At 59.6% G+C, this 21,483-nt stretch carries 22 protein-coding genes; 14 read left to right on the top strand and 8 right to left on the bottom strand.

Annotated features, from left to right (window positions below; all coding sequences use genetic code 11):
- Positions 1-281: 281 nt before the first annotated feature.
- Positions 282-3,977 carry a PAS domain-containing hybrid sensor histidine kinase/response regulator gene (locus ATU_RS11385; RefSeq protein ID WP_010972238.1) on the top strand — a complete coding sequence of 1,232 codons (3,696 nt, stop codon included), beginning with the start codon at positions 282-284 and terminating at the stop codon, positions 3,975-3,977.
- 27 nt (positions 3,978-4,004) lie between these two features.
- Here ATU_RS11385 and mnmC2 read toward each other — a convergent pair whose 3' ends face one another.
- Complete coding sequence (gene mnmC2 / locus ATU_RS11380) at positions 4,005-4,760, bottom strand: tRNA (5-methylaminomethyl-2-thiouridine)(34)-methyltransferase MnmC2 (RefSeq protein WP_010972237.1); 756 nt, start codon at positions 4,758-4,760, stop codon at positions 4,005-4,007.
- Between mnmC2 and ATU_RS11375 the strand changes: the two genes are divergently transcribed.
- The 9 genes from ATU_RS11375 to ATU_RS11335 all read left to right on the top strand — a co-directional run bounded on the left by ATU_RS11375 (position 4,759) and on the right by ATU_RS11335 (position 10,711).
- The gene (locus tag ATU_RS11375; RefSeq protein ID WP_035255893.1) at positions 4,759-5,973 is read left to right on the top strand and encodes an NAD(P)/FAD-dependent oxidoreductase; all 1,215 of its coding nucleotides are present in this window, start codon (positions 4,759-4,761) and stop codon (positions 5,971-5,973) included. The genes mnmC2 and ATU_RS11375 overlap by 2 nt on opposite strands.
- 96 nt (positions 5,974-6,069) lie before the next feature.
- Positions 6,070-6,777, top strand: coding sequence for a DUF1045 domain-containing protein (locus ATU_RS11370; RefSeq protein WP_006311717.1), 708 nt, complete (start codon positions 6,070-6,072; stop codon positions 6,775-6,777).
- Between the two features lie 201 nt (positions 6,778-6,978).
- Positions 6,979-7,902, top strand: a complete 924-nt coding sequence (gene puuE, locus ATU_RS11365) for an allantoinase PuuE (RefSeq protein ID WP_010972235.1) — start codon at positions 6,979-6,981, stop codon at positions 7,900-7,902.
- Positions 7,902-8,399 (top strand): 2-oxo-4-hydroxy-4-carboxy-5-ureidoimidazoline decarboxylase, encoded by a 498-nt coding sequence (uraD, locus tag ATU_RS11360; RefSeq protein WP_010972234.1) that lies wholly within the window; start codon positions 7,902-7,904, stop codon positions 8,397-8,399. Before puuE ends, uraD begins: the two co-directional genes overlap by 1 nt.
- Before the next feature lie 53 nt (positions 8,400-8,452).
- Positions 8,453-8,746: a nucleotidyltransferase family protein gene (locus ATU_RS11355; protein WP_010972233.1), complete on the top strand. Its 294-nt coding sequence runs from the start codon at positions 8,453-8,455 to the stop codon at positions 8,744-8,746.
- On the top strand, positions 8,743-9,105 hold the full coding sequence (locus ATU_RS11350; protein WP_010972232.1) for a HepT-like ribonuclease domain-containing protein: 363 nt from the start codon (positions 8,743-8,745) through the stop codon (positions 9,103-9,105). Before ATU_RS11355 ends, ATU_RS11350 begins: the two co-directional genes overlap by 4 nt.
- 3 nt (positions 9,106-9,108) lie before the next feature.
- Positions 9,109-9,609, top strand: coding sequence for an ureidoglycolate lyase (locus ATU_RS11345; protein ID WP_010972231.1), 501 nt, complete (start codon positions 9,109-9,111; stop codon positions 9,607-9,609).
- A complete protein-coding gene (uraH, locus tag ATU_RS11340; RefSeq protein WP_010972230.1) occupies positions 9,606-9,962 on the top strand; it encodes a hydroxyisourate hydrolase in 357 nt (118 codons plus the stop codon). Before ATU_RS11345 ends, uraH begins: the two co-directional genes overlap by 4 nt.
- Before the next feature lie 5 nt (positions 9,963-9,967).
- Positions 9,968-10,711 carry a metallophosphoesterase family protein gene (locus ATU_RS11335; RefSeq protein WP_010972229.1) on the top strand — a complete coding sequence of 248 codons (744 nt, stop codon included), beginning with the start codon at positions 9,968-9,970 and terminating at the stop codon, positions 10,709-10,711.
- 1 nt (position 10,712) lies between these two features.
- Here ATU_RS11335 and ATU_RS11330 read toward each other — a convergent pair whose 3' ends face one another.
- Positions 10,713-11,984: a D-alanyl-D-alanine carboxypeptidase gene (locus ATU_RS11330; protein ID WP_035255894.1), complete on the bottom strand. Its 1,272-nt coding sequence runs from the start codon at positions 11,982-11,984 to the stop codon at positions 10,713-10,715.
- A 189-nt stretch (positions 11,985-12,173) separates the two neighbouring features.
- Here ATU_RS11330 and ATU_RS11325 point away from each other — a divergent pair, with 189 nt between their 5' ends.
- On the top strand, positions 12,174-12,758 hold the full coding sequence (locus ATU_RS11325) for a TetR/AcrR family transcriptional regulator (RefSeq protein ID WP_010972227.1): 585 nt from the start codon (positions 12,174-12,176) through the stop codon (positions 12,756-12,758).
- Positions 12,755-13,099 carry a DMT family transporter gene (locus ATU_RS11320; RefSeq protein ID WP_006311727.1) on the top strand — a complete coding sequence of 115 codons (345 nt, stop codon included), beginning with the start codon at positions 12,755-12,757 and terminating at the stop codon, positions 13,097-13,099. Before ATU_RS11325 ends, ATU_RS11320 begins: the two co-directional genes overlap by 4 nt.
- Positions 13,100-13,295: 196 nt before the next feature.
- Here the strand turns inward: ATU_RS11320 and ATU_RS11315 are convergent, their stop codons facing one another.
- Positions 13,296-14,429, bottom strand: coding sequence for an alpha-hydroxy acid oxidase (locus ATU_RS11315; RefSeq protein ID WP_035255896.1), 1,134 nt, complete (start codon positions 14,427-14,429; stop codon positions 13,296-13,298).
- Positions 14,430-14,604: 175 nt separating this feature from the next.
- On the opposite strand from ATU_RS11315, the gene ATU_RS11310 reads away from it, so the two are divergent.
- Positions 14,605-15,186: a hypothetical protein gene (locus ATU_RS11310; RefSeq protein ID WP_236762276.1), complete on the top strand. Its 582-nt coding sequence runs from the start codon at positions 14,605-14,607 to the stop codon at positions 15,184-15,186.
- A 29-nt stretch (positions 15,187-15,215) separates the two neighbouring features.
- Here the strand turns inward: ATU_RS11310 and ATU_RS11305 are convergent, their stop codons facing one another.
- The 3 genes from ATU_RS11305 to puuD all read right to left on the bottom strand — a co-directional run bounded on the left by ATU_RS11305 (position 15,216) and on the right by puuD (position 18,671).
- Positions 15,216-15,938, bottom strand: a complete 723-nt coding sequence (locus ATU_RS11305) for a sulfite exporter TauE/SafE family protein (RefSeq protein WP_080728776.1) — start codon at positions 15,936-15,938, stop codon at positions 15,216-15,218.
- Positions 15,939-16,101: 163 nt separating this feature from the next.
- Positions 16,102-17,412 carry a guanine deaminase gene (gene guaD, locus ATU_RS11300; protein WP_010972223.1) on the bottom strand — a complete coding sequence of 437 codons (1,311 nt, stop codon included), beginning with the start codon at positions 17,410-17,412 and terminating at the stop codon, positions 16,102-16,104.
- Positions 17,409-18,671, bottom strand: a complete 1,263-nt coding sequence (gene puuD, locus ATU_RS11295; RefSeq protein ID WP_010972222.1) for a urate hydroxylase PuuD — start codon at positions 18,669-18,671, stop codon at positions 17,409-17,411. Before puuD ends, guaD begins: the two co-directional genes overlap by 4 nt.
- A 463-nt stretch (positions 18,672-19,134) precedes the next feature.
- Between puuD and ATU_RS11290 the strand changes: the two genes are divergently transcribed.
- The gene (locus ATU_RS11290; protein WP_035256010.1) at positions 19,135-19,473 is read left to right on the top strand and encodes a hypothetical protein; all 339 of its coding nucleotides are present in this window, start codon (positions 19,135-19,137) and stop codon (positions 19,471-19,473) included.
- Here the strand turns inward: ATU_RS11290 and ATU_RS11285 are convergent.
- The gene (locus ATU_RS11285) at positions 19,449-20,378 is read right to left on the bottom strand and encodes a LysR substrate-binding domain-containing protein (RefSeq protein ID WP_006311734.1); all 930 of its coding nucleotides are present in this window, start codon (positions 20,376-20,378) and stop codon (positions 19,449-19,451) included. The genes ATU_RS11290 and ATU_RS11285 overlap by 25 nt on opposite strands.
- Positions 20,379-20,615: 237 nt before the next feature.
- The gene (gene xdhC, locus ATU_RS11280; protein ID WP_035255900.1) at positions 20,616-21,470 is read right to left on the bottom strand and encodes a xanthine dehydrogenase accessory protein XdhC; all 855 of its coding nucleotides are present in this window, start codon (positions 21,468-21,470) and stop codon (positions 20,616-20,618) included.
- Positions 21,471-21,483 lie beyond the last annotated feature (13 nt).

The following is a 21,483-nucleotide window of genomic DNA, read 5'->3' as shown; positions in this document are numbered from 1 at the left end:
CTTGGTTCATACGCTGCAGCTCACGCGGCTGCCGAAGGTGAAAGCTTGACGGGGATGTGGGCGTTTTGTGCGTCAAAGTCAAGCGATAGTTTTGTAACGATGCCGCCCGACAGCGCATGGCAGCCATGCGCATCGGTTGCCGGCTATCACCGGAACGTGGGTCCAAAGGCGAAGAATTATGGTTAAAAAAGGGTAACGCGACCTGCGGATACATAGCAAAGATCGATTTTCTCACATAACGTTTTTTGCGACGGCATCCGGAAATATTTGATTCGACAGGGATGGACTGCCGAGGTGTGGAGTATCGATTGACCGAAGGCTGCGGGTTGCTGGAAAAAGCATGCAGGGCCGTTGCCGCCCTGGAGCTGCCCGCGTGCATCAAGGACGGCGAACTGCGTTACGTCGTGGTCAACGAAGCCTATGGCCGGGTCATGGGTCGCGCGCCTTCGGCATTCGAGGGCCAGACCAGTCTTTCACTCTCCGGCGATATCCGTGATGCCGAGCGGGAAGATCGCGAGCGACGGTCTCTGGTTTTCGCAACGGACGAGGCAATCGCCTGCCATGCCGCGCTTTCCGCGCAATCGCATATGCTTCGCTGCGAACGCTTTATCGGCGATGACGGCAGCCTTTTCCTGTTCGAAGTGTTCGAGGAGATGCCGTCGGCTGTTTCGCGCAAGTCCGCGGCGGTGGGCGGCGCATCGGATATTTTGTTCAGCAGCGGCGTCATGGATTTCATCGATGCCGGCATCGTCGTTTATGACCGGGATAATCAGCTGGTCTATTGTAACGCGCGGTTCGCAGAGTTTTACAGCGATCTCGACATCGAGCTGAAACCCGGCATCCGCCTCGAAGCATTGATGAAAACGCTATATTCTTCGAGCGTATATCGTTGTGCGAAGAATGACGGTCCGTCTTTTGAAGACTGGATGCAGAAGCAGTTGCATGATTTTTCTCTTCCCTATCTCGAAAGGGTGGAGCAGTTCGCCGATGGCCGCTGGGTGCGCATGGTCAATAAGCGCCTGGAAAACGGCATGCTTGTCGGGCTCAGGGTAGATGTGACCGAGTTCAAGGCGCATGAGACGCTTTTAAGCACACAGATTCGCGAGACATGGCTGCTGCGTGCTGCCCTCGAGCAATTGCCGGTCGGGGTGTTTTTGAGGGATCAGGACAGGCGGCTGACCTATGCCAACGCCGCCTATAACACGTTCCTCGGCGGCAATCTTGCCGACCATATCGGCAAGACCGAAACGGAAATGTTTCCGCAGAACGGCCCGCGGTTCCGGCAGGAAAACGAACGGATTTTGCAGACCGGAGAGGCGATCGAACGGACGGGAAACATGCCCTGGCGCGACGGTGGGGCGGTCCCCGTCATCACCCGGCTCGGCCGGGTCGCGACACCAGACGATGAATATTATCTGGTGGGTTCGGTCACCGACGTCAGCCTGTTGCAGGACCGGGAAAAGGCGCTGATCGCCGCGCAGGCCGAGGCCGAGGCGTTGCACCGGCAGCTCCAGGCGGTTCTGCGCGCCCTGCCCGTGGGCGTGCTTTTGCTCAACGCCGATCTCGTCATCGAATATGTCAATCCGTTCTTCTACCAGGTCTGGGGTGAGATCGGCGGCGAGAAGTCGCTTGTCGGCAAGAGCTATCGCGAATTCATGGAGATGAATTTCGACAGCGGCCTTTATGACTATGGCGACAGACCTTTTGATGACGTCTATGAGGAGCGGGTGCAGCGGCTTCTGAAAGCGGACGCCTTCGCCCCCCGCGAGGTGCGCAGCAAAAGCGGCAAGGTCACCGTGATCTCGAAAACCCGTCTCGAAGGCGGGAAGATCCTCAGCACCTATGCCGATGTGACCGATGTGCGCATGCGCGACGCCGAGATCAGCAAGGCCAGGGCGGAACTGGAACGCGTCGGCGAATATATGCAGGGCGCCACACGCGCCATGGCGCAGGGGCTGGTGCTGGTCGAGCAGGGCACGATCATCATGTCCAACGAGGCGATGGCGAGGATGTTCGATGTGCCGCCGCATCTCCTGGAAAAGGGCCGCAACTGGGCCGGCTTCTTTGCCCATTGCGCGGGGCGCGGCGATTTCGGCACGGCCGCGGAGGCTGGCGAGACGCTGCGGATCTGGAGAGAGAATATCGCGGCCAACAGGCCGTTTTCCTGGCTTGTCCACGTTGCCGGCAAAAGCTGGCTCAACCTGGAGGCCACCAACAGTTCCGGCAATTACTGGCTGATCATCGTCACAGATGTGACCGAGATGAAGGTGCGCGAGGAGGAGTTGCAGCGGCTGCTTTCGCGTGCGGAGGCCGCGGACAGGGCCAAATCGGAATTTCTGGCCAATATGAGCCATGAAATCCGCACGCCGATGAACGGCGTGCTTGGCATGGCGGAGCTTCTGGCCAAGTCCAAGCTCGACACGCGCCAGAAGACCTTTACCGACATCATCGTCAAGTCAGGCAATGCGCTGTTGACGATCATCAACGACATTCTCGATTTCTCCAAGATCGAGGCGGGGCAGATGAAGCTGCGCAGCGTGCCTTTTGATCCCGCTGAGGCAGTGGAGGATGTGGTCTCGCTCCTGTCCTCGGCGGCGCTGGAAAAGGACATCGAGCTGATCGTTCGCATTGATGCCTCGGTGTCCGGCAAGGTCATCGGCGATGCCGGCCGGTTCCGCCAGATCGTCACCAATATCGTCGGAAATGCCGTCAAGTTCACCGAAACCGGGCATGTGCTGGTCGAGCTTTCGGCGCAGTCGGCGGAGGCGTCGGAAAGCATTTTTTCACTGCGTGTCGAAGACAGCGGCATCGGCATTCCGGTCGACAAGCTGGAAACGATCTTTGACAAGTTCAGCCAGGTCGATGGTTCCGCGACACGGCGGCACGAGGGAACGGGGCTGGGCCTAGCGATCACGGTAGGCCTCGTCGGCCTGTTCGACGGCAAGATCAATGTCGTCAGCGAGGTCGGCAGGGGCTCGGCCTTCGAGGTCGATATTCCGTTTCAGGTGATGGAGCGACGGCGGGACGTGCCGCTGCTTTCCGTGGCGATCGATGATATCCGGGTGCTTGTCATCGACGATAATGACGTCAACCGCCGCATCCTGACCGAGCAGCTTCGCAGCTGGGGTATAGATGGCCACGCGGTGGAGAATGGGCCTTCCGGCATCGCCGTGTTGCAGGAAGCGGCGTCTCTCGGCTTTGCCATCGACGCCATCATCCTCGATTATCATATGCCTGTCATGAACGGGCTCGACGTGGTGGAGCGTATCCGGGCTGATAAGCGCTTTGACGATATTGCCATTGTTTTCCTGACCTCGATGGATGTGGTGGGCGACGAGACGCTGTTTACCGATCTCAGCGTGCAGGCGCATCTGATGAAACCGGCGCGGGCCCGGCTGCTGCGCTCCACCCTGTTCGACGTGGTGCGCGATGTGCGGCTGAAGCGCATCCGTCAGCATCCGCTTGCGCAGGGGACGGGTGGAGAGAAAGCCCGGCCGGAAAGCCGGCCCGCCGAAAAGAAGCAACGAGCTGAGGCTCCGGCCACGGTTCCCGAACGTAGCCGGCCGTGCCTTCTCGATGTGCTGGTGGCCGAGGATAACGACGTCAACCAGATTGTTTTCAGCCAGATTTTGCAGCAGGCAGGCCTGCGCTTCCTGATCGTCGGTAATGGCAAGAGGGCCGTTCAGGCATGGGAGGAGTATAATCCCGCCCTCATTCTGATGGATGTATCCATGCCTGTCATGAACGGGCACCAGGCGACACAGGCCATTCGCGCTGCCGAGCAGGCGGCCGGTGATAGCCGGCATGTGCCTGTCATCGGCGTCACCGCCCATACGCAGGAGGCGGACCGGGAGCGCTGCCTGGAGGCGGGCATGGATGATTATCTGTCGAAGCCGATCAGCCCCGAAAGCCTCGAAGACAAGATCGCGCAATGGCTGGGCGAGAACGTGCTGCGGCGGGATGCTCCGGGCGTGTGAATATCCGGCGTCATTTTCTGAATTGCATCAGGCCGAGGGTTTGGTGCCGCAGAGCATTTCCCGCTTTCCGGCAAATCCCTTTCTGCGCTCCAGGTCAAAACCGGCTGCGATGAGATTGCGGCGGACGAAGCCGGCGGCGGCGTAGGTGGCGAATCTGCCCCCCGGTGCCGTTTTCGCAAACAGCGCCTGCATGATCTCCAGCGACCACATGTCCGGGTTGCGCGCGGGCGCGAAACCATCGAGAAACCAGGCGTCGAAACTCAGATCGCTGCCGGAAATGCCGGCAAGCGCCTCGCCGCAGACCACCGTCAGGCGCGTTGCTTCGTCCAGTTCGATCTCGACCCGGCCCTGCGGCTCGGCGGGCCAGCGGGCGACAAGCGCCTTGCGCTCAGCATCCACTTCCGGCCAGCGGGAAAGCGCCCGGTCGATCTCGTCCGCTTTCATCGGGTAAAGTTCGAAGGACACGAAATGCAGCGTGGAGCGGCCGTTGCGGACCTCTTTCCATTGCCGCCAGGTCTCGCAGAGATTGAGGCCGGTGCCGAAGCCCAGCTCGCCGATGCGGAAAACACCGTCCCGTTCGAGCCAGCGTTGCGGCAACCCGTTTCCGGACAGGAAGACATGGCCGCATTCCAGCCTGCCATCCGTCTGGCAATAAAAATGATCGTCAAAGGCCCGCGAATAGGGCATATCCCCGTCACGCCAGTCGAGCGCCGTCTGGTTTTGCCCGGTTGCCGAGCCGGTCTCGGCGCCAGTTTCTCTGATAGTGTCGTTGGAATTTTTCATGGCTAAAGCCGATAATCCCGCTTTCGAACAGGGTCAATCACCAAGAATGCGTTTGCCGGATTCCGTGCCGCTCCTCATCGTCGGCGGCGGCATCATGGGTCTGTGGGCGGCGGTGAAGGCGGAACGGCTCGGCATCGGTACCCTCCTGGTAGAGGCGGGTCGTCTTGGTGGCGGCGCGAGCGGCGGGCTTCTGGGCGCCTTGATGCCGCATATGCCGGACCGCTGGTCGGACAAGAAGCAGTTTCAGTTCGATGCTCTTGTCGCGCTGGAAGCGGAGATCGCGGGCTTGGAGGCAGAGACCGGGCTTTCCGGCGGTTATCGCCGCTGCGGACGGATCATTCCACTGCCCAAGCCGCATCTGCGCGGCATCGCCGAGCGACACGAGCGGGATGCGGCGGAAAACTGGCGATCGGGTGAACGCCGGTTCCAATGGCATGTGGGAGAGAGGCCATCGGTCGCGGGCTGGGTGGATGACGCAGCGGGCGAGGCCGGTTTCGTCTTCGACACGTTGGCGGCAAGGGTCTCGCCGCGCGCCTTGATCGCGCTGCTCTCGGCTTTTCTCCGCAAGGCGCGGCATGTGCAGGTGGCGGAAGGCTGCCGGGTTGTTTCCCTTGATGCGGATGCCGGGCGGGCGGCATTGTCTTCGGGAGAGGAGATAAGCTTCGGCCATGTCGTGGTCGCCAATGGTCATGAGTCCTTTCCCCTGATCCGTGACGCTCTCGGGCTGGAAGCGGGAGTTGCGCTGGGGCAGGCGGTAAAGGGGCAAGCGGCGCTTCTCGACGCTAGCGCTGATCCGGCCATGCCGGTCGTCTTCCTCAACGGTCTTTATATCGTGCCGCATGAGGATGGCACCGTCGCGATCGGCAGTACCAGCGAAGATTGTTTTTCCGAGCCCTTCAGTACCGACGAGAAGCTCGAAAAACTGCTTGTCGACGCCTGCACCGTTGTGCCTTCCCTTGCCGGCGCGCCGGTGCTCGAACGCTGGGCCGGGCTGCGCCCGAAGGCGGTGGGGAGGGACCCGATGGTGGGGGCGATGGCCGGCACGGCGAAACTCGTTGCGCTCTCCGGTGGTTTCAAAGTGAGCTTCGGGCTCGCGCATTTTCTTGCCGATGCGGCATTAGAAACTGTTTGCGGTCACACGCCTGTCATCCCCTCGGGCTTTCGCCTTCAAGAACACGTGAGTATTGCCGTCCCGGACTTTAGAAAGTTCTGATTGGACCACTTACGTCGTTAATCTGTCACGCAAATCACTTATCTGCTGGCCTGCAAAGAGGCCGGTTTGTCCGCATTTGCGGCGAGGTGACAGCGCATGCGATACGCCATTCATTTCACGCCTTCCCCCAATGACCCGCTGACGCAGGCTGCCGCCGCGTGGCTGGGGCGCGATGTCTATTCCGGTCATGCGGTGGAGCCGCCGGGCACGATCGATCTCGGCATGCAGGAGATTTCCTACCACACGGCCCTGCCGCGCCGTTACGGTTTCCACGGCACCATCAAAGCGCCTTTCCGCCTCGCCGAGGGCCAGTCCGAAGCGGCGTTGCTGCGCGACCTGATGTATTTTTCCGGCAGGCAGGATCCCTTCACGCTGCCGCAACTGGTGGTGGCAAGACAGGAGAATGTCTTCAGCCTCGTTCCCGAGCGTCCCTGCGAAGTGCTGCATTTCTTTGCCGCCCGCGTGGTGCAGGAATTCGACCATTACCGCGCACCGCTCTCCGAGGCGGAAATCGAGCGTGCCGATCCGGATCGGCTATCGGCCTCGCAGCTCACCAATCTGCACCGCTGGGGTAGCCCGCATGTCATGGATGAATTCCGTTTCCAGATGTCGCTGACGGGCGGTGTGGACCCTTCCAGCAGCCAGAGGATCGAGCGGGCCGTCCGCAAGGTGTTCGAGCCGCTCTTGACCAGGACGCTGCAATTTTCCAGCCTCGCGCTTTTCATCGAGGATGAGCCCGGTGCGCCTTTCCGCGTGCATTCGCTGCATCCCATGGGCCGCGTTTCAGCCCGCAAGATTGCCTGAAGCACGCCTGCTGATAATCGTATACAAAAAAGCATCGGAATGTCGGCAAGATTGTCTCGACATTCCGGATGCGGATGTTACCGTTCGGCATCGCATATCCGAAGCGTGCCGCGTTTGCCTGTCCGGCCCGGCAAGGTTCGGAGGTTTATCTTATCTCCCGCAATCGGCTTGCGCTCTGGGAGAGATGTTCGGGGTGGCTGAATGATTTCCGAAAATTACTCCCGCAATCTGGTGGGCTATGGCCGCAACGCTCCTGATCCGAAATGGCCGGGCGGGGCGCGCATCGCCGTACAATTCGTCATCAATTACGAGGAGGGCGGCGAAAGCTGCATTCTCGACAATGACAAGGCGTCGGAATCGCTGCTGTCGGAAATCGTCGGCGCCCAGCCGTGGCCCGGCCAGCGCAACCTGAACATGGAATCGATCTACGAATATGGCTCGCGCGCCGGCTTCTGGCGGCTGTGGCGCATGTTCACCGGGCTTGGCGTTACCACCACCGTTTACGGTGTGACCGCCGCGATGGCTCGCAACCCCGAGGCCGTTGCCGCCATGAAGGAAGCGGGTTGGGAAATCGCCAGCCACGGTTATCGCTGGCTGGAATACAAGGACTTTTCTGAGGAGGAAGAGCGCAAGCACATCGTCGAAGCGGTGCACCTGCATACCGAACTGACGGGCGAGCGTCCCTACGGCATGTATCAGGGCAAGCCATCCGACAATACGCTGCGCCTCGTCATGGAGGAGGGCGGCTTCCTTTATTCCTCGGATTCCTATGCCGACGATCTGCCCTATTGGGTGAAGGGCGTGGGCGACGAGCCGTTCCTGATCATTCCCTATACGCTCGACACCAACGACATGCGTTTTGCCACGCCGCAGGGTTTCAATTCCGGCGATCAGTTCTTCACTTATCTGAAGGATGCCTTCGACGTGCTTTACCAGGAGGGAGTCGAAGGCGCGCCGAAGATGATGAGCATCGGCCTGCATTGCCGTCTCGTTGGCCGGCCGGGCCGGGCCGCGGCGCTGCGCCGTTTCATCGAATATGTGCTTGGTCACGAGAAGGTGTGGATTCCGCAGCGCCTCGAGATCGCCCGCCACTGGCATGAACACCACAAGCCGGAGACGCCTTAATGGTGACGCGCGAGGAATTTGTCGCCCGCTTCGGTGGCGTGTTCGAACATTCGCCTTTCATTGCCGAACGGGCCTATGATGCTGGTGGCGCAGGCCTGGAACTGACGGCGAAGGCGGTTCACGGGGCCCTTTGCGCGCAGTTCCGGGTGGCTTCCGAGGCGGAAAGGCTCGGCGTTTTGCGGGCGCATCCCGATCTGGCCGGCAAGCTGGCGATTGCCGGCGAACTGACCGCCGACAGCCGCAACGAACAGGCCGGTGCCGGGCTCGATCGGCTTTCGCCGCAGGAACATGCACGGTTCACCCAACTGAACAGCGCCTATACCGAAAAATTCGGTTTTCCCTTCATCATCGCCGTGAAGGGGCTGAACAGGCACGATATCCTCTCCGCTTTCGATACCCGCATCGACAACAACGCGGCGCAGGAATTCGCAACCGCAACGGGGCAGGTGGAAAAGATCGCCTGGCTGCGCCTTGCCTCTATGCTGCCGGAAGGCTGAATTGGCGAGTGCAGGCCGTTCTGCTAGGATCGCGCCGTCTGGAGATAAAGATCATGCGACCGTCCGAGGTGCTGGAAAAGAACAGGGAGGCGATCCGCGAGGCGACGAAGCGCTTCAATGCGGCAAACCCGCGCGTGTTCGGCTCCGTGGCCCGGGGCGAGGACCGGCCGGACAGCGATCTCGACATATTGGTGGATGCGCTGCCGGGCACGACATTGTTCGACCTTGGCGGTTTGCTGGAGGAATTGACGGATATTATGCGGGGCACGGAAATTCACCTGCTGACGCCGGGCGATTTTCCAGAGCGTGTCCGTGTGAAGGTGCTGCAGGAAGCGAAGCCTGTATGAGCGTCGAGCGGCTGAACGTTTATCTTCAAGACATCCGGCAGGTTGCTTCGGAAACCATAGACTTTGTTCAACGGAACACAAAAGACGAATTTTTGGCTGATCTCGTCCGTCAACGGGCGGTGGCGATGAACCTTCTGATTATTGGCGAGACGACAGCTCGGATCATGGAAGAGTTCCCGGCTTTCGTGGCGGATTTTCCTGATATTCCGTGGGTTAAGATGCGCGGCATGCGGAACAGGATCGCACATGGTTACATGAGCATCAATCTGGAAACGGTCTGGGATACGACCCAGACGGCGATACCTGACCTTCTGGACAAACTCTCTCTTCTGCACAATTGGCATGCCCAAGGTGAATGACATTTGACTGATTTTCTCGAGATACGGCCTCTCACCAAAGAGGCGTTCACACCCTTCGGTGATGTGATTGAAACGACACCCTCTTCCATGCGCCACATCAATGGTGGCCAGACCGAGCGGCATCATGCGCTTTCAGCGCCAGAGGCTGCGGGCGAGGGCGCGCGGATCATTCTCAACATCTTCCGTGGTCAGCCCCGGGTTTTCCCGCACAAGATCGACATGATGGAGCGGCATCCGCTCGGCAGCCAGAGTTTTTCGCCGCTTTCCGGCCGGCCGTTCCTCGTTGTCGTTGCGCAAGATGACGGTGGCCGGCCCGCCAGGCCGCAGGTGTTTCTGGCGCGGGGCGATCAGGGCGTGAATTACCGTCGCAATGTCTGGCATTATCCGCTGATGCCGCTGCAGGCGGTTTCGGATTTTCTGGTTGCCGATCGCGAGGGGCCGGGTAACAATCTGGAAGAGTATTTTTTCGATGAGCCCTTCATGATCGCGGAGCCCAGCCTATGACCGGTTTGACCACTCATGTCCTCGATGCCGCGCATGGGGTGCCCGCTGAGGGGCTGACGATCGAGCTTTACCGGCTCTCCGGTGATCGCCGCGAGAAGCTGAAAACGGTGAAGACCAATAGCGATGGCCGGGTTGATGGTGGGCCACTGCTTGTCGGCGACAGTTTCAAGGCTGGCGAATATGAGCTGGTTTTCCATGCCGGCGATTATCTGCGTGGCAGGGGCGTTCAACTGGCGGAACCGGCCTTTCTCGACATCATCCCCATCCGCTTCGGCATTGCCGACGAGAGCGGCCATTATCATGTGCCGCTTCTGCTTTCGCCCTATAGCTATTCCACCTATCGAGGAAGCTGATAGCCATGATCTTTGCCGCGATTGCCGATATTCACGGAAACTGCGCCGCACTGGAAGCCGTGCTCGAGGATATTGCGAAGCTGGGCATCAAGGACATCGTCAATCTCGGCGATTGTTTCAGTGGCCCGCTGGAGGCAGGTTTCACCGGCGACGTCTTGGTTGGCAACTGGATACCCAGCATTCGCGGCAATCATGACCGGGAACTGATCGAGCGCGCGCCGGAGAACATGGGTAGTTGGGAGAAGCCGGCCCATGCGCAGCTCACCGCAGCACATCTGGACTGGCTGCATACGTTACCTTTCAGCATGGTGTTCAGGGATGTCGCCTATTGCTGCCACGGTTCGCCGCTCGGCGATCTCGACTACTGGCTGGAAACGCTGTCGCCGGAAGGCGTGCTGAAACTGCGGCCGCTCGCCGAGATCGAGGAGAGGGCGGAAGGCATCACCCAGCCGCTGATGCTGTGTGGCCACACGCATATTCCCCGCGCGGTGCAGCTTTCCGATGGCCGGCTAATCGTCAATCCCGGCAGCGTCGGATGCCCCGGCTGGAAGGACGACACACCTTTCGACCACCATGTCGAGGCCGGTCATGCGCTCGCCACCTATGCCGTGCTGGAAGAGACGGGGCGTGGCTGGCAGGTCTATTTCCGGAATATCCGCTACGATAATCTGGCCATGTCTGAAATGGCGCGCGTGAACGGCATCCCGTATCTGGCGGATGCGTTGACGAACGGGTGGCTCAAGCGCTGAATCACCCCTCGCTGGTCATCACCACGCAGGCATAGGATTGCGCCTTCAGTTCCTTGCAGGCGGATACGGCCGAAGACTGGTCTTCGAAGCCGGTGAAGCGGGCGCGGTAAAGCGTTGCCGATCCGCTTTGCACGGCCTCGGTGTAGGGAGCGATCCCGGTATAGCTGCCGATATTGGAGCGGGCATTGGCGAGCAGTGAGCGGGCGGCGGCTTCGCTGTCGGTCGCGGCGATCTGCACTTCCCAGCGGCTTCGCTCACCGGTCGTAGCGGCGGCGGGAGCAGGTCTCGGAATGGCGGAGACCTGCATCATGTCGGCCATCTGGCTATTGGCGGTGGCGATCTGCATGGCGACCGGGTCGGCGCGGCGTTCGGCGAACATCGGCAATGGAACGGAAGCCGGGGGCAAGGCGGCGGCCACATCGAAGGTGCGGCTGACATTGGCGCTGGCCACGAGCTGTTCGGTGTTGCGGCTTCTGGATGCCTGCGGCACGGCCTTGTCGAGAAGGGCTGCCATCTGGGCGTCACGGCTGCGGGCGGTCTTGCCACCCAGCACGACGCCGACGACGCGGCGGCCATTGTGGTTGATGGCGCTGACGAGGTTGAAGCCAGAGGCATTGGTGTAGCCAGTCTTGATGCCGTCCATGCCCTGATATCGATACATCAGATTGTTATGGCCGCGGATGCGTTTTCCCCGGAAACTGAAGGATTCCATGGCGAAGAGGCCGTATTCTTTGGGGAAGTCCCGCTGCAGCGCCAGGCCGAGCCTGGCCATGTCGCGCGCCGTCGTCACCTGGGATTTGCTGGGCAGGCCGGAGGCATTGCGGAACACCGTCTTCGACATGCCGAGCTGGCGTGCCTTGCGGGTCATCATTTCCGCGAACCGTGCCTCGGAACCGCCGAGGTGATCGCCCATACCTTCCGCCATGTCATTGGCAGATTTGACGATCATGCCATAAACGGCTTCGCGCACCGTGAAGGTCTGGCCCTGACGCACATAAAGCTTGGAGGGGATCACCGATGCGCCGTTTTTGGACATGGTGATCTTCTGGTCCCAGCGAAGCCGGCCGGCGTGCAGCGCTTCGAAGGTCATGTAAAGCGTCATCATCTTGGTGAGCGAGGCGGGGTGGTTCAGCACATCGGCATTGCGGGCGGCCAGAACCTTGCCGGTATTGGCATCCATGATGAAGTGGGCGTAGCCGGCCTGGGCAGGCGATGCCTGCAAGGAGAGGATCGCGCAAAAGAAGGTGAGCGCGAAGACCCATGCACCCGCCATTCCCCGTTTGACCATTCCCGACATAATCCACCCCTTTTGTTCGACCGCCACGATGGACGGAGTTTTACTGACACTTTCCGGCAACAAAACCACTAAAACTTTAGAGATCGCTTTCATGCTTAATTAAGTATGAATTTCAACCCGATGGCTGCCCCCACAATTTCCTTGTAAAGAAACCAACCGTCCGGTATGTTTAGCCTTATGACAAACGCTCATGAACGCAAGAAGCAGCCCGAGATCGTGCGCCGCAATCTTCTCGATTGCGCGGCGAAACTTGCTGCTGAGCAGGGTGTTGCGGCGCTTTCCGTGCAGGCGGTGGCCGATGCGGCGGGGGTAACGAAGGGTGGACTGTTTCACCACTTCTCGTCCAAGCAGGTGCTGCTGGAAGCGGTCATGGCGGACCTTCTTTCGGCGCTGGACGCGGAAATCGATGTGCTCGTCTCACAGGATTGTGAAGCTTTTGGGCGCTTCACGCGGGCCTATGTGAACGCTGTTTTTGCCGATCGCGACCGGGAATCGGGCAGGCAATGGGCCGCGCTGTCTGTATCTATGATCGGAGAACCGTCGCTTCGGCGCATGTGGACGGGCTGGCTGGAGGGACGTCTTGCCCGTCATAAAGATACCGATGACGGGGTGGTACTGGAACTGGTGCGGCTTGCGGCAGACGGCATCTGGTTTGCCGATCTTCTGGCCGATAACGGCATGGCGGGTGGCGACAGGGCGGCTCTCAGGGCCCGGATGATCGCGCAGACAAAGAAGGAAGCGGGACGATGAATGCAGCTGTTTTGACCTATGGGGCGCTTGTCGCAGCCATCGTCTGCGAGGTTATCGCGACCTCTTTCCTGCAGCAGTCGCAGCAGTTCACCCGGCTGCTGCCGACCGTGCTGATGGCGTTGTTTTACGGTGCTGCCTTTTATCTGCTGTCGTTCACGTTGCGCGCGCTGCCGGTGGGGGTGGCCTATGCGATCTGGAGCGGGCTCGGTATCGTGCTGATTTCAGGGATTGGCTATTTCGTGTTTCGCCAGACGCTGGATCTGGCTGCTGTCATCGGTCTAGGTTTCATCATCACCGGCGTGGTGATCGTGAATGTGTTTTCGAAGACGGTGGGGCACTAGGCTCTCTTGTCTTCATTCCTGTGCTTGTCACAGGAATCCAGCCGACGCGCGTCGGCGCGACGGAAAGACTCCTTTCAGCCCAAGGACTTGGGCTGGCTGGATCCCTGTGACAGGCACAGGGATGAGGGAGGCAGCGCAGGGCGGGACTTTATGGCGCATCGGCTCTGAGGCCCTGCCCATCTACTCCACGTCACCATCAAGCCAGAATGCTGCGGTCCACATCCGTGATCAGCCGCTTGCCGCAGAGCGCCATGCTGATATCCAGTTCCTTGCGAATGATCTCGAGCGCCGTTGTCACGCCCTGTTTTCCGCCGGCGCCAAGGCCGTAGAGGAAGGGGCGGCCGATATAGGTGCCCCTGGCACCAAGTGCGACCGCCTTCAACACATCCTGGCCGGAGCGGATGCCACCATCCATGTGCACTTCGATCCTGTCACCAACGGCATCGACGATCTTCGGCAGCATGGCGATGGAGGAATGGGCGCCGTCGAGCTGGCGGCCGCCATGGTTGGAGACGATGATGGCATCGGCGCCGGTATCGATCGCGGCGCGGGCATCTTCCTCGTCAAGGATACCCTTGAGGATCAGCTTGCCGCCCCAGCGTTGCTTGATCCATTCGACGTCCTGCCAGGACAGGCGCGGATCGAATTGTTCGGCCGTCCAGGTGGAGAGCGATGAAAGGTCGGACACGTTTTTCGCATGGCCGACGATATTGCCGAAGCTGCGGCGCTTGGTGCGCGCCATGTCCATGCACCATTGCGGCCGGGTCGCCATCTGCCAGATATGTTTGGGGGTGAATTTCGGCGGCGCGGACAGGCCGTTGCGCAAATCCTTGTGGCGCTGGCCGAGGATTTGCAGGTCGAGCGTCAGCACCAGCGCCGAGCATCCCGCTGCCTTGGCGCGGTCGATGAGATTATTGACGAAGTCGCGGTCCTTCATCACGTAAAGCTGGAACCAGAAGGGTTTTGACGTGACCGAGGCGACATCCTCGATGGAGCAGATGCTCATGGTGGAGAGCGTGAAGGGCACGCCGAATTCCTCCGCCGCTTTTGCGGCCAGCATTTCGCCATCGGCGTGCTGCATGCCGGTGAGCCCGGTGGGGGAGAGCGCGACCGGCATCGAAACCTTCTCGCCAACCATTTCTGTGGCCAGCGACCGGTCAGTCATATCCACCAGCACGCGCTGGCGCAGCTTTATCTTGGCAAAATCATCCTCATTGGCGCGGTAGGTGCTTTCCGTCCACGCGCCGCTATCGGCATAGTCGAAGAACATTTTCGGCACACGACGCTGAGCCTGTTGCTTCAGGTCCGCTATGGTCAGGATTTTGCCCATGGATAAAGCCTTCACATTTGAATGATGGCTTCACCTAGCATATTCTATTTGGATGCGCGAGTTCGTCGATCGTAGTTTTAGGGTTTTTTGAATCGCTTGTATCTAGAAATCAGAGTTGAGTTTTCATTAGAAACCGGCAATCTGTAGTTACCTTATCTCCGTGGAATTGTTGCTCATGTCATCTTCCTTTTTTAAAATTCTTGCAGCCTCTCTTTTATCTCCAAATATTGCTCTCGCAGCAGAGTGCCCTACGATTAAGAGCGACAAGAATGGATTTGTACTCAGTCACAGTGGCGTGCAAAGCGCGTTCAAAACAGCGGGGCCTGTCGTTTCCGTAGAACATGGCTTTGCTGACGGCGGAAAACAAAAGGCATTTCTTTATCAAGGCCTTATCGAAATTTCTCGTTCGGGAAGTGACGAAGATTACAATGCTTATTTCACATCAAATCTTTCTTCTTTCTGGCCTCTGAAAGTCGGTGCCCGCCGGACTTTCGACTTCATTCCGCTGAAGGTTGATGCCTTTAAGGAGAAGTGGACTCTGAGTCTTAACGTTACAAAACGGCGATCTTTTTCTATTGGCTACTGCAGTTATGATGTTTTTAACGTGGTTTACGACGTCAGGAGAAACGACGAGGAAGTCGAGCGGTGGACCGCGGTTTATGCGCCTGATCTGCTTGCAACGGTTGCAAAGATCTACGACGAAGGTACCAATAACGAAGAAACCGTGAGCTACACGGCGATCAAGCCGCTAAAATAAGGTGCTTGCCGGTTTGGCCACAGCACGGGTTAACTCCAGAAAGCTCGAAAGAATAATTCAACGCCCAACACGAGCAGGCAGATGAGAAACCAGCGCCGGAATGTCGCCGGGCTGACGACGTAACGGATTTTCTGGCCAAGCCACATTCCGGCAAGGGCCGGCAGCACGGCCAAAGCGGAAAGCGACAGATGCTCGACGTGAAAGGCATTCTGCGAGGCAAGACCGGCGGCGAGCGCAACGGTGGAGACGGTGAAGGAAAGGCCGAGTGCCTGCACCAGATCATCGCGGTTAAAACCGAGCGACTGGATATAGGGCACGGCGGGCACGACGAAAATTCCGGTGCCGCCGGTCAGCAGGCCCGTCACCAACCCCATGACGGGGGAGAGTTTTGATTCCAGCCTTGCCGGAATCGAGACCGGTCTGGCAAGCAGGCTGTAGGCCGCGTACGCCGCAAGGCACAGGCCGAGCGCCGAGGTGGTCCAGATGCCGGTGCCTGCCGTCATCAGCCGGATGCCGATGAGGGTACCTACGATAATCGCGATCATCATCGGCCACAGCCGCTTCACGATGGCCCGGAAATCGGGCCCGGCCAGTAATTGCCAGATATTGGTGATGAAGGAAGGCAGAATGAGCAGGCCGGCGGCGGCGACAGGCGGCATAAAGAGGCCGAGCACGCCCATGGCGACTGTGGGCAGTCCCATGCCGGTCACGCCCTTGACGATGCCGGCGACAATGAAGGTCGCGAGAACCATGAGCAGGGTGGTTGTGTCTAAAGCCGGCACGGGCACTCCAGAGGTCGTTCGCGTTTCGGCCGGGTTCTTCTCCCCGGCGGGGAGAAGAAACAAGCGGCATCCGCTCACTCCATGGATATTGGTTTAAGCGAGATCGTGACCTTATGTTTCGGCCCCAGCCGAACTATGCCAGCACGCTCTTCATCGCCCTGCCGGCCACATAGGTCTCCACCACCGTGCGGTCGTCGCCCATGGTCAGCATCAGGAACAGTTCTTCCGTCAGGCTTTTCACGACTTCCATCTTCAGCGCCATGGCCGGCGTCGAGGAGGCATTGAGCACCGTGATGTCGGCGTCCGTGCCTGCCTCCAGCGTGCCGATGCGGTCAACCATCGAAAGCGCTTCGGCATTGCCGCGGGTCATCAGATACCAGCTTTCCAGCGGGTTGAGGCGTTCGCCCAGCAATTGCTGGATCTTGTAGGCCTCATCCATGGTGCGCAGCATGGAATAGCTCGATCCGCCGCCAATATCGGTCGCGACTGCGATACGAACAGGCTTTTCACGTCGTTGCAGCTTTTTCATCGGGAACAGGCCGGAGCCGATGAAGAGGTTGGAAGTGGGGCAATGTACGGCGACCGCGCCGGTTTCCGACAGTACGTCCGCTTCGCGATCGGAGAGGTGGATGGCGTGACCGAGCAGGGTCTTGTTGCCCATCAGGCCGTAACGCACATAGATATCGGTATAGTCAGTCGCTTCGGGATAGAGTTCGCAGGTATATTTGATCTCGTCCAGATTTTCGGAAAGATGCGTCTGGATGAAGAGATCGGGAAATTCCTGCGCCAGCGCCTGGGCGGCTTCCATCTGCTTCGGCGTGGAGGTGATGGCGAAGCGGGGGGTGATGGCGACGTGGTTGCGGCCCCTGCCGTGCCAGTCGGCAATCACCTGACGCGTCTCGTCATAGGAGGTTTCCGGCGTGTCCAGCAGGCCCTGCGGAGCGTTGCGGTCCATCATCACCTTGCCGCCGATCATCAGCATGTTGCGCTTCATGGCCTCAGTAAAAAAGGCGTCGGCGGAGGTTTTGTGCACGGAGCAATAGGCAGCGGCCGTGGTGGTGCCGTGGCGCAGCAGCTCGTCGTAAAAATGCGTGGCGATGCGCTGGGCATGGGCGCTTTCGACGAAGCGGCATTCTTCCGGAAACGTATAGGTGTTCAACCATTCCAAGAGATTGGCGGCATAGGAGCCGATGACCTGCATCTGCGGGAAATGCAGGTGCATGTCGATGAGGCCGGGCACGATGAGATGCGGGCGGTGGTCCTTTTCCTCGACGTCCTCCGGCGCTGTCTCGCGAATATCGGCGTATTCGCCGATGGCGGCAATCCTGCCGTTTTCGAGAAGCAGGCCGCCGTCTTCGATATAAAGATAGCTTTGCGTATCGTCGATCGAGAGCGGCGCGCGGCGGAAGCTCAGCAGGCGGCCACGCAGCAGAACCATGCTCATTCAGTCTTTCCTTCGGCTTTTCCGGCCCCGGAAACCGCGCTTTCGTACCAGGCGGTCAGCACCTTGCGCTCATCCGGGGTGATGGCGGTGATGTTGCCGGGAGGCATGGCATGGCTGCGGCCGGCTTGCAAATAGATTTCGCGCGCATGGGCGGCGATCTGTTCATCGGTTTCCAGCTTCACGGATTTTGGCGTGAAGGGCACGCCTTCCCACACCGGCTCGGCCGCGTGGCACATGGAACAGCGGCCCTGAACCACATCGCGGGCCTTGGTGAAATGGGCGTCGCTGACGAATTGCTGCTGCATGGGGGAGAGAGTGGCGGCCTTCTGTTCCTCTTCCCCGGTCAGCACCTTCGGCACGGTGGAAAGCCACATGATGACGATGAAGATGAGGGCGGTCGCAAGCCAGGTCCATGTCGGCTTGCCCTTGCGGGCATGGGTTGTGTTGAACCAGTGGCGGATGGTGACGCCCATCAGGAAGACAAGCGCTGCGATGATCCAGTTGAATTGCGTCGCAAAGGCCAGCGGGTAATGGTTCGACAGCATGAAGAAGATGACGGGCAGCGTCAGGTAGTTGTTGTGCAATGAGCGCTGCTTGGCGATGCGGCCATATTTCGGGTCGGGCGTGCGCCCGGCGATCAGGTCGGCCACGACGATCTTCTGGTTGGGGATGATGATGAAGAATACGTTCGCCGACATGATGGTGGCGGTGAAGGCGCCGAGATGCAGGAAGGCGGCGCGGCCGGTGAAAACCTGCGTATAACCCCATGCCATCGCCACCAGCGCGACATAGAGCACGATCATCAGGCCCCAGGTATTGTTGCCGAGCGGTGATTTGCAAAGGAAATCGTAAAACAGCCAGCCGATGGCGAGCGAGGCCAATGACAGACAGATGGCCTGGAACTGGGTGAGATCAAGCACCGAATGGTCGATGAGGAAAAGGTCCGCGCCGCCGTAATAAACGATGCAGAGCATGGCGAAGCCGGAAAGCCAGGTGACATAGCTTTCCCATTTGAACCATGTCAGGTGCTCGGGCATGCGGGCTGGAGCGACCAGATATTTCTGGATGTGGTAAAAGCCGCCGCCATGCACCTGCCACTCCTCGCCATAGACGCCTGGCGGCATATCCGGGCGTTTGACCAGCCCGAGATCGAGCGCGATGAAATAAAAGGATGAGCCGATCCAGGCGATGGCGGTGATGACGTGGAGCCAGCGGACGGCAAAGGCCATCCATTCCCACGCAATGGCGTATTCGTACATGCGGTTCCCCTGATCCTTGTGCATCGCACCTTGCGAGAAATTTGACCGTTAGGAAAGGGAAAAGCAGCGATGGGGAAGCGATTGTTCACAATCCGATCGCCTTGTGTCCACAACCTGGTTCGGGCTGCAAAGGTACTGCGGTAGGCCCGGTAAAGTTGTAATGCGCACTTCCTGCCTCATAGTTTGTGCTTAGCTGGCTAACGCGACTCAGCTATTATCCTGTTGGCAGTCTGGCGATGTGCTAAAATATAGGGCTGCGGGGCTTTAAGGCTCCCAATGACATGTTTCGCTGGCGGTTATTCCGAAGGCGGGCGCTGCAAACCCTGGGGTGGGGCAGATCAGGGAGCAGGTGTTGCAGTTCCCGGTACCGTTGTGTCCGGGTGCGGGTTATGTGTGAAATTTTGAATAAAGGGACGCAATGACCTTCCGGCAGCCGCCGTTGTTTTCAACGGAGACCATGCCGATGCGCCTTGTTCTGACGGTCCTCTTTCTGCTTCTGGCGTTCAGCGCCACGGCGCCTGCCCATGAATCCCACAAGGGGTTCAAATATGAGAGCTATTGTTGCAATGGCGATGCCGAAACCGGCGACTGCCAGATGATCCCGACGCGTAGCGTTCGTGTCACGCCCGATGGCTACGAGGTCTCGCTTGCGCCCGGCGATCATCGGCTGGTGACGCGGCGCCATGTCTTCAGCTGGTCGCAGAGCGAGGCAAGGCGGTCCGAAGATGGTGAATATCATCTCTGTCTGTTTCCGGACGAGGATACGCCGCGCTGCTTTTATGCGCCTGATATGGGATATTGAGGCTGCTGCTGCGGCCGGCTTTCCTCTATGCGCTTCAATATCCAGTCGCGAAACAGTTTTATCTTGCGAATGTTCCTGCGGTTTTCCGGATAGACCAGCCAGTAGTTCTTGCCTTCGCTGCTGAGGTGCTCGAATGGCTGGTAAAGGCGGCCGAGCGCGATCTCGTCGGCATAAAGCTCCGGGGTGAGCATGGCCACCCCCTGATTGGCGATTGCCGCGGCGGCTTCGAAGGCCTGCACATTCAGGCGGCTGCGTGGATAACGGTCAAGGCCCGGATTTTCGACGCCCACCTCACGAAACCACTGGCTCCACCATATGTCGCCGGGATCGATGATGCGCAGGCGCAGCAGATCTTCCGGCCTGTGCAATCCGCCGATGCTCTCGGCGAGGCTCGGATGCAGCATCGGCGTATAAACGCCGCGCAGCAATTGATGATAGGCCAGCCCCTTGCCATCGTCGCGGCTCCAGCGAATGGCGACATCGCAGTCCGACTGGGAAAAATCGATCAATGCGCTTGATGTATCGAGCCGCACCGCGATCGAGGGATGTTCAAGCTGGAAAGCGCCGAGATGCCGCGACAGCCAGCGCGATGCGAAAGTGGCGGTGGAATGGATGGTCAGGGTGGTGTCGGATGTGTCGCGCACATTGTCGACGGCCTCCCGCAGGCTGTGGAAGGCTTCCGCCACTTTAGGCGCCAGTTTCTGCCCGGCCTCGGTCAGCTGAACCTGGCGCGCTTTGCGGATGAAGAGCGGCTCACCGATATTCTCCTCCAAGAGCTTCACCTGGTAACTCACCGCGGTCTGCGTCATGCCCAGCTCTTCACCCGCCTTGGTGAAACTCAGGTGCCTGGCGGCGGCATCGAAGACGCGCAGCGCATTCAGAGGGAACTGGCGAGACATCTTCATGGATAAGTTCTCTTTATGCTAGTCGCCAAAGGTTTCATTGGTTTTTCTCCCGAAACCAGAGCATTTTTAGCCCAATTCATCAACTGAGCTTCTGACATTTTTGAATGGAGACGAACATGCGCACAGCACTTTTGCGCGCGTGGTCCCGCCTGCGTGCGGGTCTGCGAACAGCGGAACGATTTACCCGGGAAAGCCTGGCACCGGACAATCTGGCGGACGAAAGCCTGCCGGACGGGCTCAGGCGCGATCTTGGCCTTGAGGATGGTCGTGTCGATTTTCGCTGCGACGGGTTTCGGCAACGGAAAATGCTTGCAGCAACTCGGCTGCCACAAGGGCCGCTATGACGGCGGGACGCTTGTCCCTGACGCCCGTGCCGCCGATGGGCAGCGTGAGCTTTGCAAGGCGGGAAGGCGGCTCTCCTTCCCGTTCCAGCCAGTGGGCGAAGGTGGCGCGTTTGGTCTTCGAGCCGATCATCCCGACATAAGCGAGATCGTCGCGGGCGAGCGCCTCCTTTGCAATCAGGAAATCGAGTGCATGGTCGTGGGTGACGATGATGGCCGCGCCATTTGCTGGGATTTTTTGAACGAACGCTTCCGGCATGGGCGTGAGGATGGATGCGATGCCTGCCGGAATGTCGCGCAACTCGCTTTCACGTGTTTCCACCACCTTCAGGGTCAGCGGTAACAGCGACAGGGCATCTGCCAGCGCCTTGCCGACATGACCTGCTCCGAAAATGAACACAGCTGGTTGTTGTTCGGCTTCGCCCTTCAGCCTTGCCTCGAGAGTGGCCGCGATCTCCGCCGTTATCAGCCGGAAGCGGATGAGGGTCCGCCCGCCGCAGCATTGGCCGATTTCCGGCCCAAGCGGAATATCCATGCGGTCTTCGGCAGCCCCTGTGCGCAGCATGGCGCGAGCGTGGTCTATCGCCATATATTCGAATTGCCCGCCGCCGATGGTTTCCCAGAGGGCTTCTTGGCTGACCAGCATGAAGGTGCCAGCCTCACGAGGTGATGAGCCTTTCACCGCCTCGATTTCCACGAGGATTGTGGGGGCGGGGCGGGCGAGGAAAGTGGATAAGGAGGTGTCAGGCATTGGCGCTGGCCCT

The organism is Agrobacterium fabrum str. C58 (assembly GCF_000092025.1).
Lineage (GTDB): Bacteria > Pseudomonadota > Alphaproteobacteria > Rhizobiales > Rhizobiaceae > Agrobacterium > Agrobacterium fabrum.
Note: the sequence above shows the minus strand (reverse complement) of the source record. Positions and strands in the feature narration are given on the sequence as shown.

What these genes read in the sequence shown, in the direction of transcription:
- uraH (WP_010972230.1), top strand. Translation starts at nt 9,606, where the DNA reads ATGACCGGTTTGACCACTCATGTCCTCGATGCCGCGCATGGGGTGCCC.
- ATU_RS11320 (WP_006311727.1), top strand. Translation starts at nt 12,755, where the DNA reads ATGAATGCAGCTGTTTTGACCTATGGGGCGCTTGTCGCAGCCATCGTC.
- ATU_RS11375 (WP_035255893.1), top strand. Translation starts at nt 4,759, where the DNA reads ATGGCTAAAGCCGATAATCCCGCTTTCGAACAGGGTCAATCACCAAGA.
- ATU_RS11285 (WP_006311734.1), bottom strand. Translation starts at nt 20,378, where the DNA reads ATGAAGATGTCTCGCCAGTTCCCTCTGAATGCGCTGCGCGTCTTCGAT.
- puuD (WP_010972222.1), bottom strand. Translation starts at nt 18,671, where the DNA reads ATGTACGAATACGCCATTGCGTGGGAATGGATGGCCTTTGCCGTCCGC.
- ATU_RS11335 (WP_010972229.1), top strand. Translation starts at nt 9,968, where the DNA reads ATGATCTTTGCCGCGATTGCCGATATTCACGGAAACTGCGCCGCACTG.
- ATU_RS11305 (WP_080728776.1), bottom strand. Translation starts at nt 15,938, where the DNA reads ATGGTTCTCGCGACCTTCATTGTCGCCGGCATCGTCAAGGGCGTGACC.
- ATU_RS11310 (WP_236762276.1), top strand. Translation starts at nt 14,605, where the DNA reads ATGTCATCTTCCTTTTTTAAAATTCTTGCAGCCTCTCTTTTATCTCCA.
- xdhC (WP_035255900.1), bottom strand. Translation starts at nt 21,470, where the DNA reads ATGCCTGACACCTCCTTATCCACTTTCCTCGCCCGCCCCGCCCCCACA.
- ATU_RS11330 (WP_035255894.1), bottom strand. Translation starts at nt 11,984, where the DNA reads ATGGCGGGTGCATGGGTCTTCGCGCTCACCTTCTTTTGCGCGATCCTC.
- ATU_RS11350 (WP_010972232.1), top strand. Translation starts at nt 8,743, where the DNA reads ATGAGCGTCGAGCGGCTGAACGTTTATCTTCAAGACATCCGGCAGGTT.
- ATU_RS11325 (WP_010972227.1), top strand. Translation starts at nt 12,174, where the DNA reads ATGTTTAGCCTTATGACAAACGCTCATGAACGCAAGAAGCAGCCCGAG.
- ATU_RS11355 (WP_010972233.1), top strand. Translation starts at nt 8,453, where the DNA reads ATGCGACCGTCCGAGGTGCTGGAAAAGAACAGGGAGGCGATCCGCGAG.
- mnmC2 (WP_010972237.1), bottom strand. Translation starts at nt 4,760, where the DNA reads ATGAAAAATTCCAACGACACTATCAGAGAAACTGGCGCCGAGACCGGC.
- ATU_RS11370 (WP_006311717.1), top strand. Translation starts at nt 6,070, where the DNA reads ATGCGATACGCCATTCATTTCACGCCTTCCCCCAATGACCCGCTGACG.
- puuE (WP_010972235.1), top strand. Translation starts at nt 6,979, where the DNA reads ATGATTTCCGAAAATTACTCCCGCAATCTGGTGGGCTATGGCCGCAAC.
- guaD (WP_010972223.1), bottom strand. Translation starts at nt 17,412, where the DNA reads ATGAGCATGGTTCTGCTGCGTGGCCGCCTGCTGAGCTTCCGCCGCGCG.
- uraD (WP_010972234.1), top strand. Translation starts at nt 7,902, where the DNA reads ATGGTGACGCGCGAGGAATTTGTCGCCCGCTTCGGTGGCGTGTTCGAA.
- ATU_RS11385 (WP_010972238.1), top strand. Translation starts at nt 282, where the DNA reads ATGGACTGCCGAGGTGTGGAGTATCGATTGACCGAAGGCTGCGGGTTG.
- ATU_RS11290 (WP_035256010.1), top strand. Translation starts at nt 19,135, where the DNA reads ATGCGCCTTGTTCTGACGGTCCTCTTTCTGCTTCTGGCGTTCAGCGCC.
- ATU_RS11315 (WP_035255896.1), bottom strand. Translation starts at nt 14,429, where the DNA reads ATGGGCAAAATCCTGACCATAGCGGACCTGAAGCAACAGGCTCAGCGT.